The sequence below is a fragment of the Cupriavidus sp. P-10 genome (genome assembly GCF_003402535.2).
In the GTDB taxonomy this organism is placed as follows: domain Bacteria; phylum Pseudomonadota; class Gammaproteobacteria; order Burkholderiales; family Burkholderiaceae; genus Cupriavidus.
The window spans coordinates 1,687,719-1,703,847 of record NZ_AP025170.1 but is presented as its reverse complement, the minus strand read 5'-3'; the positions used below and the strand labels follow the sequence as shown (position 1 = coordinate 1,703,847).

General features: G+C 64.0%; 14 protein-coding genes. 11 read left to right on the top strand and 3 right to left on the bottom strand.

The genetic code is table 11. The features are described 5' to 3' along the window. Nucleotides 1-164 precede the first annotated feature (164 nt). Together CTP10_RS07875 and CTP10_RS07870 are read left to right on the top strand one after the other, a co-directional pair. Nucleotides 165-1,379, top strand: coding sequence for a Bug family tripartite tricarboxylate transporter substrate binding protein (locus CTP10_RS07875; RefSeq protein ID WP_233528451.1), 1,215 nt, complete (start codon nt 165-167; stop codon nt 1,377-1,379). 86 nt (nt 1,380-1,465) lie between these two features. Next, nucleotides 1,466-2,053, top strand: a complete 588-nt coding sequence (locus CTP10_RS07870) for an HD domain-containing protein (RefSeq protein ID WP_233528452.1) — start codon at nt 1,466-1,468, stop codon at nt 2,051-2,053. Here the strand turns inward: CTP10_RS07870 and CTP10_RS07865 are convergent. Next, nucleotides 2,020-2,922 carry a LysR family transcriptional regulator gene (locus CTP10_RS07865; RefSeq protein WP_116323539.1) on the bottom strand — a complete coding sequence of 301 codons (903 nt, stop codon included), beginning with the start codon at nt 2,920-2,922 and terminating at the stop codon, nt 2,020-2,022. The two genes, CTP10_RS07870 and CTP10_RS07865, sit on opposite strands and share 34 nt — an antisense overlap. A 181-nt stretch (nt 2,923-3,103) precedes the next feature. Between CTP10_RS07865 and sdhC the strand changes: the two genes are divergently transcribed. From sdhC to CTP10_RS07845, 4 genes are read left to right on the top strand one after another with little or no spacing between them, the layout of a single operon-like run. Continuing rightward, nucleotides 3,104-3,511 (top strand): succinate dehydrogenase, cytochrome b556 subunit, encoded by a 408-nt coding sequence (gene sdhC / locus CTP10_RS07860; RefSeq protein WP_271815643.1) that lies wholly within the window; start codon nt 3,104-3,106, stop codon nt 3,509-3,511. 11 nt (nt 3,512-3,522) lie between these two features. After that, nucleotides 3,523-3,888 (top strand): succinate dehydrogenase, hydrophobic membrane anchor protein, encoded by a 366-nt coding sequence (sdhD, locus tag CTP10_RS07855; RefSeq protein ID WP_116324062.1) that lies wholly within the window; start codon nt 3,523-3,525, stop codon nt 3,886-3,888. Between the two features lie 3 nt (nt 3,889-3,891). Further along, entirely contained in the window at nt 3,892-5,670 is a 1,779-nt protein-coding gene (gene sdhA, locus CTP10_RS07850) for a succinate dehydrogenase flavoprotein subunit (RefSeq protein ID WP_022535986.1), read from the top strand. A gap of 34 nt (nt 5,671-5,704) precedes the next feature. Continuing rightward, entirely contained in the window at nt 5,705-6,406 is a 702-nt protein-coding gene (locus CTP10_RS07845; protein ID WP_011298473.1) for a succinate dehydrogenase iron-sulfur subunit, read from the top strand. A gap of 149 nt (nt 6,407-6,555) precedes the next feature. Here the strand turns inward: CTP10_RS07845 and CTP10_RS07840 are convergent, their stop codons facing one another. After that, a complete protein-coding gene (locus CTP10_RS07840; RefSeq protein WP_116322622.1) occupies nt 6,556-8,034 on the bottom strand; it encodes an efflux transporter outer membrane subunit in 1,479 nt (492 codons plus the stop codon). Between the two features lie 93 nt (nt 8,035-8,127). Here CTP10_RS07840 and CTP10_RS07835 point away from each other — a divergent pair, with 93 nt between their 5' ends. The 3 genes from CTP10_RS07835 (at nt 8,128) to CTP10_RS07825 (ending at nt 13,140) form a co-directional block, all read left to right on the top strand. Further along, entirely contained in the window at nt 8,128-8,745 is a 618-nt protein-coding gene (locus CTP10_RS07835) for a TetR/AcrR family transcriptional regulator (RefSeq protein ID WP_116322621.1), read from the top strand. Nucleotides 8,746-8,869: 124 nt separating this feature from the next. Beyond that, complete coding sequence (locus CTP10_RS07830; protein ID WP_116322620.1) at nt 8,870-9,997, top strand: efflux RND transporter periplasmic adaptor subunit; 1,128 nt, start codon at nt 8,870-8,872, stop codon at nt 9,995-9,997. Next, a complete protein-coding gene (locus tag CTP10_RS07825; protein WP_116322619.1) occupies nt 9,994-13,140 on the top strand; it encodes an efflux RND transporter permease subunit in 3,147 nt (1,048 codons plus the stop codon). The genes CTP10_RS07830 and CTP10_RS07825 overlap by 4 nt, the downstream gene beginning before the upstream one ends. A 211-nt stretch (nt 13,141-13,351) precedes the next feature. On the opposite strand, the gene CTP10_RS07820 is transcribed toward CTP10_RS07825, so the two are convergent. Beyond that, nucleotides 13,352-14,719, bottom strand: a complete 1,368-nt coding sequence (locus CTP10_RS07820; RefSeq protein ID WP_116322618.1) for an MFS transporter — start codon at nt 14,717-14,719, stop codon at nt 13,352-13,354. A gap of 339 nt (nt 14,720-15,058) precedes the next feature. Between CTP10_RS07820 and CTP10_RS07815 the strand changes: the two genes are divergently transcribed. Further along, nucleotides 15,059-15,610, top strand: a complete 552-nt coding sequence (locus CTP10_RS07815; RefSeq protein WP_116322617.1) for a TetR/AcrR family transcriptional regulator — start codon at nt 15,059-15,061, stop codon at nt 15,608-15,610. A gap of 69 nt (nt 15,611-15,679) precedes the next feature. Then, the gene (locus tag CTP10_RS07810; RefSeq protein ID WP_233528348.1) at nt 15,680-16,102 is read left to right on the top strand and encodes a winged helix-turn-helix transcriptional regulator; all 423 of its coding nucleotides are present in this window, start codon (nt 15,680-15,682) and stop codon (nt 16,100-16,102) included. Nucleotides 16,103-16,129 lie beyond the last annotated feature (27 nt).

The following is a 16,129-nucleotide window of genomic DNA, read 5'->3' as shown; positions in this document are numbered from 1 at the left end:
GCCGTTCTGATTCCGTACTAACCCTAGTCCTGCGCATGCAAGCAGGACATTGCGCCATCATCGGGCGCACAAGCCTGTCAGGTATGCGCATTCTGGTGCGCATGCCATGGGTATGGTGCGTCGGATGTCGGGGTGCACCATACGCGTGTCGCAGCAGCGTCGCGATGCACCATCACCGGCTCAGGGTTATTACCGAACCAGCGAAGCTTGCCCTGGCGCCATCAAATTCTTGTTTGTCTCGCGCCGCATCCGTCGCCGATGATGCCGACATGACGACATCGGCGCGACGCAATGCGATAGAGCCGGAAGCCAACCCCTTCCGTGCGCTCGAGCAGCGGCTGAATGTCAGCTCACCCCGCGTACGGGCCAGAGCCCGCATGCGCTATCTTTCCATCCAGAGGATGACTGCCATGAAGTTCGCTATTCCCTTCTTCGCCGCCTGCCTGACGCTGAGCCCGATGCAGTCGATGGCGCAGCCGGGCGATTACCCCACCAAGCCGATCCGTCTGGTCGTCCCGTATCCGGCAGGCGGATCGACGGATGCCGTCGCGCGGCTGGTCGGCCAGAAGCTCTCCGCGAAATTCGGCCAGCCTGTTGTCGTCGAGAACCGGCCCGGTGCAAGCGAGGCCATCGCGGCAAGCTTCGTTGCCAAGTCGCCGGCCGATGGCTACACGATCTTTCTTTCCACCATGAGCGGCTTGACGGTCAACCCGAGCTTGTTCAGCAAGCTGCCGTATGCGCCGCAGAAAGATTTCGCGCCAATTGCCCTCGCCGCAACGATTCCCTGCGTAGTGGTCGTGAATCCCGGCGTACCGGTGCAGTCCATGCCGCAGTTGCTGGAGTACCTGAAGGCGCGGCCCGGCATCGCCTACGCATCCGGCGGAAACGGTACGCCAAACCATCTGGGCATGGAGCTCTACAAGAAGGCGACCAGCGTCAAGCCGATGCATGTGCCTTACAAAGGCGGGGCGCCCGCGCTCCAGGACCTGATGGCCGGGCAGGTAGAAGTCATGATGGCGCTCGTGCCTGAAGCCATGCCCCTGGTCAAGGCGGGCAAGCTGAAGGCCCTGGCGGTGACCACGACAAAGCGCTCTCCCGACTATCCGGACCTGCCCACGGTGGCAGAGTCCGGGGTGCCCGGGTTCGAGCTGATCTTCTGGTCCGCCTTCGTGGCGCCGGCAGGAACGCCGAAAGAGATCGTCACCCGGTTGAATCAAGCGATCGACGCCATCCTGCAAGAGAAGGAGACCAAGGCAAAGCTGACCGAAATGGGCCTCGTTCCGGCTGGCGGATCGCCCGAGCAGCTCAGTGCGCTGATCAAGAGCGAAACCGGCAAGTGGAAGAAAGTCGTCGACGAGGTCGGCATCAAGCTGGACTGATCCGCATTGCCGACCAGTGGCACGGCTGCCGACAACTGCCCGTGGCCGTGCCGAACTGACGCACCCTCTACTATTTCTGGTTAAACGTGGAAAAAGTCAATTTCATCGAGATGAAGGCCGGCACGGCCGAAGAGTTCCAGATGCTGGCCGCCCGGGACGAGGCATACAGCCATGCGCTACCCGATCGGATCCTGGAGATCTTGTCAACACAGGCGAGCGACGATGGCGGCTACCAGGTCAATCGCCTGGAGCATGTCCTGCAGACCGCGACGCGTGCCTGTCGTGATGGGGCATCCGAGGCATGGATCGTTGCTGCGCTGCTGCATGATGTCGGTGACGTCCTGGCTCCGGACAATCATTCAGCCGTCGCGGCGGAGATTCTGCGGCCGTTTGTCTCGGACGAGATTTACTGGGTCATCCGGCACCATGGCGTCTTCCAGGGGGTCTACTACTGGCACCATATTGGTCGCGACAGGCACGCACGCGAGGCGTTTCGCGGGCACCCGTACTTTGCATCGGCCGAACGCTTCTGCGAACAGTGGGATCAAAACTCGTTCGATCCCCACTATGACACCCTGCCGCTGGAAGTCTTTGCGCCGATGGTAAGGCGTGTCTTCACGTCCCAGCCACATCATGCAGGTCAGCCTGCGTTGGCGCCGACGCCGAATCCCTGAGCCTTTTCGAGGAAGTTAGCCGTTTTCGCAGGGGTCGACTCAATCCGTGACGCGAGTGCCAGGCGGATGGAAACCGGGCTGCCGACGATGTCCTTATAGACAACGCCCTCGACCTGAATCTGGCAAACAGACGCAGGGACGATGGACACGCCGAACTCCGCTGCAACGAGATTCACAACCGAAGAGAGTTGCGGCGCTTCCTGCCCGGCGATGAGATCAAAACCGGCCTGCTTGCAGGCGCCGACAATGACGTCATGCAAGGTCGGACTCGCCTCGCGGGGTAGCAGGACAAAATGGTCTTCCGCCAATGCTTCGAGGGATATCCGGCGCCGCTTCGCAAGAGGATGGGTTGCGGGAAGCACGACCTTCATTGGCTCCACGGCAATGTGCTGCAGTTGAACCCCCGCCGGCGACTGCCCGCTCAATCGGACAAACGCCACATCGACACGGCCATCGTTGAGATAGGAGAGGAGTTGCGAGGTGTTGCCTTCCGCCAGGGTCAGGACAACATTGGGGTAATCCTGCCGATATGCGCGGATCAGCCTGGAGACCACGGGGTTGAACGCGGCAGAACCGGTAAATCCGATGTTGAGGCGCCCGATCTCGCCCCGTCCGGCGCTTTGTGCCTTTTCTACGGCCGCGCGCGTGTCATGGAGTATTCGCCGGGCATCCGCTGCGAACGCCTCGCCCGCTTCGGTCAGGACCACGCCATGCCCGGTCCGGCGAAACAGCTTTACACCGAGCTCCTCCTCCAGCGCGTGAATCTGCTGGCTGAGCGGCGGCTGGCCAATGCCGAGCTTTTCCGCTGCCCGCGTTACGTTGCGCTCGTCAGCGACGGCGAGAAAGTAGCGAATATGCCGCAGCTCCATGCGATATCTGCCGTCCTATATATCAGAAAGATGCGATAGATATTGGACAGTATATCAGCGGAAGGCCAAAATACGCGCGTATCACCCCTTGCCGGGGCTTCACGGTGTCGAAGACCGCGTTCGAATCGTGTTGTTCAAGGCAAAGGCGGCGAATCATCCCACTACAAGAAATCAGCGCCCCATGGAAAAGCAACTATCCACCAGGCCCGAATACCGGAATATCGGTATTTCGCAGATCGCGAAATACCGGTTGCCCTGGGCCGGCAAGGTATCCATCCTGCATCGCGTGAGCGGTGCCTTGATGTTCCTCCTCCTTCCCTTCGTCCTGTATCTGTTCGAGCAGAGCATCACCTCCGAACTGAGCTTCGCAAAGTTTTCGGCCCTGCTGTCCGGTGGCTTTGTCAAGCTGGTTGTGCTGGCCCTGATCTGGGGGTATCTGCATCATTTCTGCGCGGGTATCCGCTTCCTGCTGCTGGATGTGCACGTTGGTGTGTCCAAGCCCGCTTCGGCTAAGTCTGCCATCAGCGTGCTGGTTGTCAGCCTGCTGCTTACCCTGATTTTCGGCCTGAAGCTGTTCGGCCTGTTCTGAGGAGAATCAAGGTGGCAAATAACAATATCGGTCCCAAGCGTCTGGTCGTCGGTGCCCATTACGGCCTGAAAGACTGGCTCGCGCAACGCGTCACGGCCGTGATCATGGTGGTGTTCACCGTGGTCCTGGCCATTGCCTTCCTGCTGTCGAACGGCGCTTCGTACGAAGCGTGGGCAGGGCTCTTCGCCAACCAGTGGATGAAGATCATCACGTTCCTGACCATCCTGTCGCTGCTCTACCACGCCTGGATCGGCGTGCGCGACATCTGGATGGACTATGTGAGGCCGATGGCGGTGCGCCTCGTGCTGCAAGTACTTACGATTCTGTGGCTCGTCGGTTGCGCGGGCTACGCTGCTCAGATTCTCTGGAGGGTGTAATAAATGGTCGCAGTCAAGACTGGATTGCCGCGTCGCCGCTTTGACGTGGTCATCGTCGGTGCTGGCGGCGCCGGGATGCGCGCATCCCTCCAGCTCGCGGAAGCCGGCCTGAACGTGGCCGTGCTGTCCAAGGTGTTTCCGACCCGCTCGCACACCGTGGCGGCGCAGGGCGGCATCGGTGCCTCGCTGGGCAACATGAGCGAAGACAACTGGCACTATCACTTCTACGACACCATCAAGGGCTCGGACTGGCTGGGTGACCAGGACGCCATCGAGTTCATGTGCCGTGAAGCCCCGAAGGTCGTGTACGAGCTCGAACACTTCGGCATGCCGTTCGACCGCAACCCCGACGGCACCATCTACCAGCGCCCGTTCGGCGGCCACACCGCCAATTACGGCGAGAAGCCGGTGCAGCGCGCCTGCGCCGCGGCTGACCGGACCGGCCACGCGCTGCTGCACACGCTGTACCAGCGCAACGTGCGCGCCAAGACCCACTTCTTCGTCGAGTGGATGGCGCTGGACCTGATCCGCGACCAGGACGGCGACGTGCTGGGCGTGACCGCGCTGGAAATGGAAACCGGCGAGGTCTACATCCTCGAAGCCAAGACCACGCTGTTCGCGACCGGCGGTGCCGGCCGTATCTACGCCGCTTCCACCAACGCCTTCATCAACACCGGTGATGGCCTGGGCATGGCCGCACGCGCTGGCGTGCCGCTGGAAGACATGGAGTTCTGGCAGTTCCACCCGACCGGCGTGGCCGGCGCGGGCGTGCTGATCACCGAAGGCGTGCGCGGCGAAGGCGGTATCCTGCGCAACAAGGACGGCGAACGCTTCATGGAGCGCTATGCCCCGACGCTGAAGGACCTGGCGCCGCGTGACTTCGTCTCGCGCTCGATGGACCAGGAAATCAAGGAAGGCCGCGGCTGCGGCCCGAACGGCGACTACGTGCTGCTCGACCTGACCCACGTCGGTGCCGAGACCATCATGAAGCGACTGCCGTCGATCCGCGAAATCGGCATGAAGTTCGCCAACGTCGACGCGATCAAGGAACCGATCCCCGTGGTCCCGACCATCCACTACCAGATGGGCGGTATCCCGACGAACTATCACGGCCAGGTCGTGGTGCCGAAGAACGGCAACCCGAACGAAGTCCTGAACGGTTTCTATGCGATCGGCGAATGCTCGTGCGTGTCGGTGCACGGCGCCAACCGCCTGGGCACCAACTCGCTGCTCGACCTGGTGGTGTTCGGCCGTGCCGCCGGCAACCACATCATCGCGCAGAACCTGAAGCAGAAGGAACACAAGCCGCTGCCGGCCGATGCCGCCGACCTCGCGCTGTCGCGCCTGGCCAAGCTGCAGGCCACGTCGTCGGGCGAGTACACGCAGGACGTCGCCAACGACATCCGCAAGAACATGCAGTCGCATGCCGGCGTGTTCCGTACGCAGAAGCTGATGGACGAAGGCGTCGAGCGCATCCTGGAAGTGTCCGAGCGCGCCAACAACATCCACCTGAAGGACAAGTCCAAGGTCTTCAACACCGCGCTGGTGGAAGCCCTGGAAGTGGCCAACCTGGTGGAAGTGGCCAAGGCCACCATGATCTCGGCGGCGGCCCGCAAGGAATCGCGCGGTGCCCACGCGCACAGCGACTTCCCGAACCGCGACGACCAGAACTGGCTCAAGCACACGCTGTTCTACAGCGAAGGCAACCGCCTCGACTACAAGCCGGTGAAGATGGAACCGCTGACGGTGGAAAGCGTGCCGCCGAAGGCCCGTACCTTCTGAGCACCGCGTCGTAGAGAAAACAGGACCCACAGAAATGAAGCGTATTTTCGAAGTCTACCGCTACGATCCGGACAAGGATGCGGCACCGCGCATGCAGACCTACGAGGTCGAGCTGGACGGTCACGAGCGCATGCTGCTGGACGCGCTGGTCAAGCTCAAGAAGCTGGACGAGACCATCTCGTTCCGCCGCTCGTGCCGCGAAGGCGTGTGCGGCTCGGACGCGATGAACATCAACGGCAAGAACGGCCTGGCCTGCCTGACCAACATGCGCGAGCTGCCGGACCGCATCGTGCTGCGTCCGCTGCCCGGGCTGCCGGTGGTGCGCGACCTGATCGTCGACATGACGAACTTCTTCAAGCAGTACAACTCGATCAAGCCGTTCCTGATCAACGACGAGCCGCCGCCCGAGAAAGAGCGCCTGCAGTCGCCGGAAGAGCGCGACGAGCTGGATGGCCTGTACGAGTGCATTCTCTGCGCCAGCTGCTCGACGTCGTGCCCCTCGTTCTGGTGGAACCCGGACAAGTTCGTCGGCCCCGCCGGCCTGCTGCAGGCTTACCGCTTCATCGCGGACAGCCGTGACCAGGCCACCAGCGAGCGCCTGGACAACCTGAACGACCCGTACCGCCTGTTCCGCTGCCACAGCATCATGAACTGCGTCGACGTGTGCCCCAAGGGTCTGAACCCGACCAAGGCCATCGGCAAGATCAAGGAGCTGATGGTCCGCCGCGCTGTCTGATCCTGCGGCTGTCACTGTAGTAAGCGGCGCCAGCCATGCGCTGGCGCGCCCTTCCTGTCGCCCATGGCGTTCCTTGTGGGCGATTCCGTATAAAGCCAGCGCGCGTGGTCGCCCTGATGACCGTAATGCCATGGCTTGTTCATACGTCGTTAATTCATCTGGCTTCCCGCCGGGACCAGCGCAGCCACACCCGTTGCCGGCTCCCACCCGCCGCCGAGCGCCTTGAACGCCGCCACCGCGGCGCGGGCCGATTCGGCCTGTGCGTGCGCCCTGGCATCAGACGTGCGCAGCAGGCTCTCGTCAGCAAGCAGCACTTCGATCAGGCGAACGACGCCCTTCTGGTAGGCGGCTAGCGAGGCGTTTCGCGCCTGCGTGAGCGAGGCTTCGCCTTGTGCCAGTGTGCCGGCCTGGCTTTCACGATTGATCAGCGCGGAGAAGGCGTTTTCGACATCTTCGGTCGCGCGCAGCACGGCCTGCCGGTACGCCGCCAAAGCTTCAGCCTCCTGGCCTCGGGCCAGCTCGATCTGTGCATTGATGCGGCCGAAATCAAACAAGCGCCAGCGCAAGCCCAGCACGCCCGCTGCCTGGCTCGCGCCCGCTGAAAACAGGTTGCCGCTGGCTACGGTCGTGGCGCTGCCCAACAGGGCACTGATCGAGAACTTGGGGTAATACTCCGCCATCGCTACGCCGATGCGTGCGTTGGCCGCCGCCAGCCGGCGCTCCGCGACGATGAGGTCGGGCCTGCGTCGCAGCAGGTCCGCCGGCGAACCCGTGCCGGCGAGTTGCGGTGCGGCGGGAATCGTACCGGGACCGGCCAGTTCGGCGCGATACGTGCCCGGCGGGACAGCGAGCATCACGTCCAGCGCGTTCAACGCGGCATCGAGCCCGGTCTCCAGCACCGGGATGGTGGCGCTGACCTGAGCCAGCGCCCCCTCGGCCTGTCGGACTTCCAGTTCGGCTGCAAGCCCCTTGCTGAACAGCAGGCGAACCGTCGAGAGCAGCTTCTGCTGGGTCTCCATCTGCCGCCTGGCGATGCCGAGACGGGCCTGCAACCCACGCACGGTGATGTAGAGATCGGCCGTTTGCGCGGCCACGGCGAGGCGCGTCGCGGAGGCACCCGCTGTGGAGGCCTGGTACTCCGCCAGGGCGGCTTCCCGCCCGCGGCGCAGTCCGCCGAATACGTCCAGCTCCCAGCCGGCGCCGAGGTTTGCCTCGTAGGCGTTGCCATACCTGTCAAAGCCCGGCGTGGCATTCAGCAACTTGCCGACGGGCGTCTCGATCGACTGGTAGCTCCTGGCCGCCTGCGCGCTGGCGCTGCCTGAAGGCAGCAAGGCCGCGTTGGCCGCGCCGAGGCCCGCGCGTGCCTGGGTGACGCGCGCTGAGGCCTGCGCCAGGTCCAGGTTCTGCGCCAACGCCACAGACACCAGGCGGGTCAGCATCGGGTCACCGAATCCTTCCCACCACGTCGTCAGCTCCGCCGGCGTCGGCGCCTGCCTTTGTTCAACACCGGACTGTCCCAGGTAGCTTTGCGAAACCGGGGCATCCGGCTTTCTGTAGTCAGGGCCGACTGCGCAACCCGCCATGACGCCGGCACTCAGCAACAGGGTTAGATAGCGAGGAAAAGGCATGGATGTGCGGTACTCAAGATCGATCGGAACTGTGACTATATTATAAAACGGTCACTAGTTGTCAATGACCGTCTGCCACGGTAAGCTGGCCGAATGATCGAAACCACACCCCCTGTCCTGCCGTCCCGAGGCCCCGCGGACCACAACGTCCGCTCGCAGATCGTTGAGGCTGCCACCGAGCACTTCAGCCTCTACGGCTACGAGAAGACAACGGTTTCCGACCTCGCCAAGGCAATCGGCTTCTCCAAGGCATACATCTACAAGTTCTTCGATTCCAAGCAGGCGATCGGTGAAGTGATATGCGCCAACTGCCTGGGCGCGATCACAAGCGAGGTCGACGAGGCCCTTGCAGCGGTCCCGACCGCTTCCGAGCGCTTGCGGCGCCTTTTCAAGACGCTCGTCGAGGCCGGGGTGCGCCTGTTCTTCCAGGACCGCAAGCTCTACGCCATTGCCTCGGCGGCGGCGCAGGAGCGGTGGCAGCCGGTACTCGCCTATGAGGACCACATTCGGAATCTCGTCATGCGGATCGTGCTGGAGGGTCGCAAATCCGGGGAATTCGAGCGCAAGACACCGCTGGACGAGACCGCCAACGGCATCTACCTCGTCATGCGTCCCTACATCGATCCGTTGCTGCTGCAGCACAACCTCGATGTCGCCGCGGAGGCTCACGCCCAGCTTTCCAGCCTGATCCTGCGCAGCCTGGCTCCATAGGAAGGAACTGAACATTGCCGGAAGCGGCGCATCAGACGCCGCTTTTGTTTTGCGCCATTGTGACCATTGACTAAATTAGTCACCAGAACAATAATCCAGGTTCAGTCTCGCTCGAGAGGATCTTATGCTTCAGCACCGAATCGCCTTATCCGCCGCCGCGTGCGTGTTGCCACTTGTACTAGCCGCTTGCGGCGAGCCCGCGGCACCCGATCCCCGCAGCCAGCCTCCGCTGGTCAGGGTCGGAATCGTCCAGGATCCGGCCACCCCGACTCGTGCATTCACGGGAATCGTGGCCACCAGAATCCAGGGCGATCTGGGCTTTCGTGTGGCGGGCAAAGTCGTTGAGCGGCTCGTCGATACGGGCCAGGCCGTCAAGCGCGGCCAGCCGCTGATGCGCATCGATCCGAACGACCTGAAGCTGGCAGCGCATGCGCAGCAGGAGACGGTTGTTGCCGCGCGGGCACGGGCCAGGCAAACGGCGGAGGACGAAGCCCGGTATCGCGACCTGGTCGGGACCGGCGCGGTATCGGCCTCGGCCTATGACCAGATCAAGGCAGCGGCGGAGTCGGCCAGGGCCCAGCTCAAAGCAGCGGAAGCCCAGGCCGACGTGGCGAGGAATGCAACCGGCTACGCGGTCCTGGTCGCCGACGCCGACGGCGTTGTCGTGGAAACACTGGCCGATGCCGGGCAGGTCGTCAGTGCCGGCCAGGTGGTGGTGCGCGTGGCGCATGCCGGCCGGCGCGAAGCCGTCGTCCACCTGCCCGAAACGCTGCTGCCGCCGGTGGGTTCCGTTGGCGAGGCAACGCTCTACGGCAATGACACGCTGACCGTACCGGCGAAACTCAGGCAGCTTTCCAGCGCGGCGGACCGGCAGACCCGCACCTACGAAGCGAGGTACGTGCTCGAAGGCGCGCTGGCCGAGGCCCCGCTCGGCGCCACCGTTATCGTCCAGATCCCGGAAGTCAGCCGCACCGCCACGCAACCCGACCTGCAGGTGCCGATCGGCGCCCTCTTCGATCCGGGCAAAGGCCCGGGTGTGTGGATGCTGAACGGAAAATCCAACCGCGTCACCTGGCGCCCGGTGAAGGTCCGCAGCCTGGACGACGATGCCGCGCGCGTGGCGGGTGAGCTCAGGGCCGGCGACCGGATCGTGGCGCTTGGCGCGCACTTGCTGCGGGAAGGCGACCAGGTTCGGATCGCAGCCATTGGCACCAAGGCTACCCAGGCTTCCGGGGAAGGAGCGCTGCAATGAGTGGTTTCAACCTTTCGGCACTCGCGGTCCGCGAGCGGTCCGTCACGCTGTTCCTGATCATCCTGGTGTCGGTGGCAGGCGTCATCGCCTTCTTCCAGCTGGGCCGCGCGGAAGATCCCGCCTTCACGGTGAAAACCATGACTGTCATCACGGCCTGGCCGGGCGCGACGGCGCAGGAGATGCAGGACCAGGTGGCCGAACGGGTGGAAAAGCGCATGCAGGAATTGCGCTGGTACGACCGCACGGAGACCTACACGCGCCCCGGCCTGGCATTCACCACAGTAACCCTGCTCGACAGCACCCCCCCTTCGGAGGTCCAGGAAGAGTTTTACCAGGCCCGCAAGAAGATCCGGGATGAGTCCGCCGCCCTGCCCGCCGGCGTCATCGGCCCCATTGTCAACGACGAATATTCGGACGTGACCTTCGCGCTGTTCGCGTTGAAGGCCAGGGGCGAGTCGCAGCGGGCGCTCGTCCGCGATGCCGAAGCACTGCGGCAGCGCCTCCTGCACGTCGCCGGCGTGAAGAAGGTGAACATCATCGGGGAACAGTCCGAACGCATTTTCGTGAGCTTTTCCCATGACCGCCTGGCGACGTTGGGCATCTCGCCGCAGGCCATCCTGGCGGCGCTGAACAGCCAGAACACACTCACGCCCGCCGGTTCGATCGACACCGCGGGTCCCCAGGTGTTCATCCGCCTCGACGGCGCCTTCGACAAGCTGCAGAAGATCCGCGACACGCCGGTGGTGGCACAGGGCCGCACACTCAAGCTTTCGGATGTCGCCACGGTGGAACGTGGCTATGAAGATCCGGCGACCTTCCTCGTCCGCAACAACGGCGAACCCGCGTTGCTGCTGGGCGTCGTGATGCGAGACGGCTGGAACGGCCTGGACCTGGGCAAGGCGCTGGATGCGGAGGTGTCGGCGATCAATGAAGCATTGCCGCTCGGCATAAGCCTCACCAAGGTGACCGACCAGTCCGTCAACATCAGCGCATCGGTCGATGAGTTCATGGTCAAGTTCTTTGTCGCGCTGCTGGTGGTGCTGGTGGTGTGCTTCCTGAGCATGGGCTGGCGCGTCGGCATCGTCGTGGCTGCGGCTGTCCCGCTGACGCTGGCCGCGGTGTTCGTCGTGATGGCGGCCACAGGCAAGAGCTTCGACCGCATTACCCTGGGCGCGCTGATCCTGGCGCTGGGCCTGCTGGTGGACGACGCCATCATCGCGATCGAAATGATGGTGGTCAGGATGGAGGAAGGCTACAGCCGCATTGCCGCCTCGGCCTATGCCTGGAGCCATACTGCCGCGCCGATGCTGTCCGGCACCCTGGTCACTGCGGTGGGCTTCATGCCTAACGGCTTTGCCCGCTCCACGGCCGGCGAATACACCAGCAACATGTTCTGGATCGTGGGCATTGCGCTGATCGTGTCCTGGATCGTCGCCGTTGCCTTTACGCCTTACCTTGGCGTCAAGCTGCTGCCCGAGATCGGCAAGGCGAAAGGTGGTCACGACGCCATCTATGGCACGCCCAACTACAACCGCTTCCGTCGTCTGCTGGGGCTTGTGATCCGGCGCAAGTGGATCGTGGCCGCGGTCGTGGTGGGCGGCTTCGCGGTGTCGGTGCTGGGCATGGGCATTGTGAAGAAGCAATTCTTCCCGACTTCCGATCGCCCCGAGGTGCTGGTCGAAGTGCAGATGCCCTATGGCACTGCCATCGGCGGGACCAGCGCGGCCACGTCAAAGGTCGAAGCCTGGCTCGCCAGGCAGCCGGAAGCGAAGATCGTGACGGCCTACGTCGGCCAGGGCGCGCCCCGCTTCTATCTCGCCATGGCGCCGGAGTTGCCGGACCCCTCCTTTGCGAAGATCGTGGTGCGGACCGAGAGCCAGGACGAACGTGAAGCGCTGAAGGTCCGCTTGCGCCAGGCAATTGCCGACGGGCTGGCGCCGGAGGCCCGCGTGCGCGTCAGCCAGCTGGTGTTCGGTCCCTACTCGCCCTTCCCGGTCGCATTCCGCGTCGCCGGGCCGGATCCGGACAAGCTGCGTGCCATTGCCGCGGACGTGCGCCAGGTAATGGACGCCAGCCCGCTGATGAGAACCGTCAATACCGATTGGGGGTCGCGAGCACCCGCCCTGCACTTCACGCTGCAGCAGGATCGTCTGCAGGCCGTCGGCCTGACTTCCAGCGGCGTCGCGCAGCAATTGCAGCTGCTCCTTAACGGCGTGCCGGTCACCGAAGTCCGGGAGGACATCCGCTCGGTACAGGTCCTTGCCCGCGCCGCCGGCGACATCCGACTGGATCCCGCAAAGATCTCCGGCTTCACGTTGACCGGGGCGGCGGGACAGCGGATTCCGCTCTCCCAGGTAGGCACCGTCGATGTGCGCATGGAAGATCCGATCCTGCGCCGCCGCGACCGTACGCCGACGATCACGGTACGCGGCGATATCGCCGAGGGGCTGCAGCCGCCCGATGTATCCGCGGCTATCCAGCAGCAACTGCAGCCGATCGTCGCCAGGTTGCCGGCAAGCTACCGGATCGAACAGGCAGGCGCCATCGAGGAGTCCGACAAGGCCACCAAGGCGTTGCTGCCGCTGTTCCCGATCATGCTGGCCCTGACCTTGCTGATCGTCATCCTGCAAGTGCGTTCGATCTCCGCCATGGTGATGGTGCTTGCCACCAGCCCGCTGGGCTTGATCGGTGTGGTCCCTACCTTGCTGCTGTTCCAGCAGCCGTTCGGGATCAACGCCCTGGTCGGGCTGATCGCGCTGTCCGGCATCCTGATGCGCAACACATTGATCCTGATCGGGCAGATCCACCAGAACAAGCAAGCCGGCATGGCGCCGTTCGATGCGGTCGTCGAGGCGACGGTGCAACGTACCCGGCCGGTGCTCCTGACCGCGCTGGCGGCGATCCTGGCCTTCATTCCGCTGACGCATTCGGTGTTCTGGGGAACGCTGGCCTACACGCTGATCGGCGGCACCTTTGCCGGCACGGTGCTGACCCTGGTGTTCCTGCCAGCGATGTATGCGATCTGGTACCGGATCAGGGTGCCTGCCGATGCGAACGAGATCAATCCGGGCAAGCCTGCAGTGACGCAGCACCCCACGGATCTGAACGACAGTGGCGCGGGCGCTCCTGCAAGCACCACATGACGCGAGTGGCCGCGACCGTCCTTGCGAGGCCGCGGCCAACCTGCATGTCAAGCCGCAACGCCGTTACGGCGTGACGATACCCCGCGTGCGCCGATGCTATCCGTCGGCATCTCCCGGCGGGATTTTGCCTGTCCTGCAGCCCGCGTCCGCTGCCCCCTGGCAGGCGGAGCAGGCTCATGTCCGGGTCAACACCCCGGGGCCAACAGGTGGGTCATGCCTCTTTCGCAACAGCCGTTTGCTGCGACGGTTTCCCGTCCGCCGCCATTCCCTTTGCGGCGACAGCAATGGCTGCGAAAAGAGATGGCACGGCGAGGATGCTCAGGATCGCGCTCATGTCGAGGCCCAGCTGCAACAGCGTGCCACCGGCGACAGCGCCGAGGATGCCGCCAAAGCGCCCGATGCCGAGCATCCAGCCGACGCCGCAGGCGCGGCCCTGCGTTGGATAGAACGAGGCGGCCAGCGCGGGCATCGAGACCAGGCCCGCCCCCATGAACAGCCCGGCGACCGGCGTCAGCATCGTCAGGTATGACCCATTGCTCGCGTGCCCCATTGCCAGCGTGAATACGGCCGCAAAGAAATAGGCCAGGCCGATGACGCGATGCGGATTGATGCGGTCCATCAGCCAGCCGCACGCCATGGCGCCCAGCGTGCCGCCCAGCGGGAACAGGGCTGCGATCAGGGAGGCTTCAGCCGGTGTCGCGCCGGTTTCGTTGACCAGGGTCGGCATCCAGCTCGTCACCAGGTAGAAGACAAGGACACCCATGAAATAGGTCGTCCAGAGCATGAACGTTCCCATCCGATACTTTTGCGACAGGATCAGCCAGAGCGGCGAGCGCAGCCTGTCGGCCTGGTCATCGGGCAAGGTAAAGCGGGACGCCTGGAACTGCGCGGAACCTGCGATGCGTCCCAGCACCGTCCTGATCCGTTCCGCCGGCCAGTCGCGCAGGACCATGAACCGGATCGATTCCGGCAGCGCAAGCACCATGACGGCAAGGACCAGCGGCACCACGCCGCCGACGATAAAGACGCTGCGCCAGCCAAGCTCGGGAATCATGACCGCGGCAAGGAAGCCACCGCCGGCGGCACCCAGCGTAAAGCCGCAGAACATGCTGTTCACCAGGAACGCGCGGCGCCTGGCGGGCGCATACTCGGCCAGCAGCGTGGTCGCGTTGGGAATGGCGGCACCCAGCCCCATGCCCGTCAGGAAGCGCCAGCCGGACAGCTCGACGGCGGACGCCGCCGACGCGGTGGCAAGGCTGAACAGGCCGAAGACGGCCACCGATACAACCAGCACGGGCTTGCGCCCGAACCGGTCCGCAAAGGGGCCGGCGATCAGCGCGCCGAGTGCAAGGCCAACCAGCGAAGCGCTCAGCACATTGCCCATCGCCAGCTTGGAAACGCCCCACTCCCTGGTCAGGGATGGCGCGACATAGCCGATCGCGGCCGTGTCGAAGCCATCCGCCACCACCACCAGGAAGCAGACGATGAGGACCATCCATTGGTAAGGCGAGAATCTCTGGCTGTCGATAAACGCCTGGACGTCAACCGTCCCCGGCGAGCTGGATTGCTGTGGTTTCATGTGCTTTGTCTCCGTTATCCGTCATGCCATGATGATCGTCATATAGATGGGCGTACGATCGCGGCGGCCATGTCGTTCCACATGCCGCGCGTCGTCAGATTCCTGCAATGCCCCGCTGATGTATCCAGCGTCTACATGCTAGTCAGGCGGACCGGCATGGTCAAGGACGAACATCCTGCCGCTGCCTTGGTGCTATCCCTAGTGAAGGGGGTGGCCCGCATCCATTGGCAGCCACATTTCCTGGCGCAATCGGCAGCCTGCGGGAATCGCCCGATGCAATGATGACCGTAATGCTATATATTGCAGACACTCACGCCCTGTCATTCTTCGCTCCAGATCATGCGCTACTCGCTCGACCAGAAGGCTGAAACCCACAAGCACATCGTCAAGGCCGCCTCGACGCAATTCCGCAAGCACGGCGTCAACGGCATCGGCGTTGCGCAGCTGATGAAAAGCGCCGGCCTCACCCATGGTGGCTTCTACGCACATTTCGAATCCAAGGATGCGCTGGTTGCCGAGGCCGTCGACGCGGCCTTTGACCAGACCATGGATTTCCTGCAAGAGGCGACGTCGGTAACCTCTTCCCGGCAGCGCAAGCAAGCCGTGGTCCAGGCGTATGTGAACAAGAAGCACCGCGACAATCCCGGATCGGGTTGCGCCATCGCGGCACTCGGCGCCGATGTGTCGCGCCTTGACGCCAAGACGCGCAAGCGCTTCGAGGCGCGCGTGACCGCACTGATCGAAGCCATTGCAGGGGGCGATGACGAGGCCGCGCGCAAGGACGCCATCGTCACGCTGTCGGCCATGGTCGGCGGGATGGTGCTGGCGCGTTCCGTCAGGTCGGAAGCGCTGTCCAGCGAAATCCTGGATGCACTCCAGACCTCCCTGTAGGGCGCTCGCCCCTGCACCGGCCCCTGCACCAGCCCCTGCGCCGATATGAGCCAATCCGGATTCCTCCCGATGCCATGTCCTGTCGCACAGGCATCGGCAGTACTGGGCGAACGCTGGGTCATCCTGATCCTGCGCGAGGCGTATTACGGGTCGACACGATTCGAGGAGTTCCAGCGCCGGCTCGGCATCGCTTCCAACATCCTGAGCGCCAGGCTCCAGACAATGACCGATCATGGCCTGCTGGCACGCAGGAAGCCTGAAGGCAGCACACGTTGCGCGTACTTCCTGACCGAGAGCGCACGCGATTTCCTGCCGACGTACCTGAGCCTCAAGGCGTGGGCGGAACGATGGGTAGCGGAACCGAAGCGGCGCGCCAAGCGCTTCGTGGACAAGCAAACAGGCGTTGAGATCGCAGCGCCACCGCTGGCACGCGCCGATGGTTCGCCGATCGCCTTCGACGACATCGAGGTTGTCGACGCCCAGGTACGGTAGCTCCCCATTGCGGCCCGCGCCATCCCG

Bases quoted from the DNA above. Each gene is read 5' to 3' on its own strand.
- CTP10_RS07875 (WP_233528451.1), top strand. From the start codon at position 165: ATGCACCATCACCGGCTCAGGGTTATTACCGAACCAGCGAAGCTTGCC.
- CTP10_RS07865 (WP_116323539.1), bottom strand. From the start codon at position 2,922: ATGGAGCTGCGGCATATTCGCTACTTTCTCGCCGTCGCTGACGAGCGC.
- sdhC (WP_271815643.1), top strand. From the start codon at position 3,104: ATGGAAAAGCAACTATCCACCAGGCCCGAATACCGGAATATCGGTATT.
- sdhA (WP_022535986.1), top strand. From the start codon at position 3,892: ATGGTCGCAGTCAAGACTGGATTGCCGCGTCGCCGCTTTGACGTGGTC.
- CTP10_RS07845 (WP_011298473.1), top strand. From the start codon at position 5,705: ATGAAGCGTATTTTCGAAGTCTACCGCTACGATCCGGACAAGGATGCG.
- CTP10_RS07840 (WP_116322622.1), bottom strand. From the start codon at position 8,034: ATGCCTTTTCCTCGCTATCTAACCCTGTTGCTGAGTGCCGGCGTCATG.
- CTP10_RS07835 (WP_116322621.1), top strand. From the start codon at position 8,128: ATGATCGAAACCACACCCCCTGTCCTGCCGTCCCGAGGCCCCGCGGAC.
- CTP10_RS07830 (WP_116322620.1), top strand. From the start codon at position 8,870: ATGCTTCAGCACCGAATCGCCTTATCCGCCGCCGCGTGCGTGTTGCCA.
- CTP10_RS07825 (WP_116322619.1), top strand. From the start codon at position 9,994: ATGAGTGGTTTCAACCTTTCGGCACTCGCGGTCCGCGAGCGGTCCGTC.
- CTP10_RS07820 (WP_116322618.1), bottom strand. From the start codon at position 14,719: ATGAAACCACAGCAATCCAGCTCGCCGGGGACGGTTGACGTCCAGGCG.
- CTP10_RS07815 (WP_116322617.1), top strand. From the start codon at position 15,059: ATGCGCTACTCGCTCGACCAGAAGGCTGAAACCCACAAGCACATCGTC.
- CTP10_RS07810 (WP_233528348.1), top strand. From the start codon at position 15,680: ATGCCATGTCCTGTCGCACAGGCATCGGCAGTACTGGGCGAACGCTGG.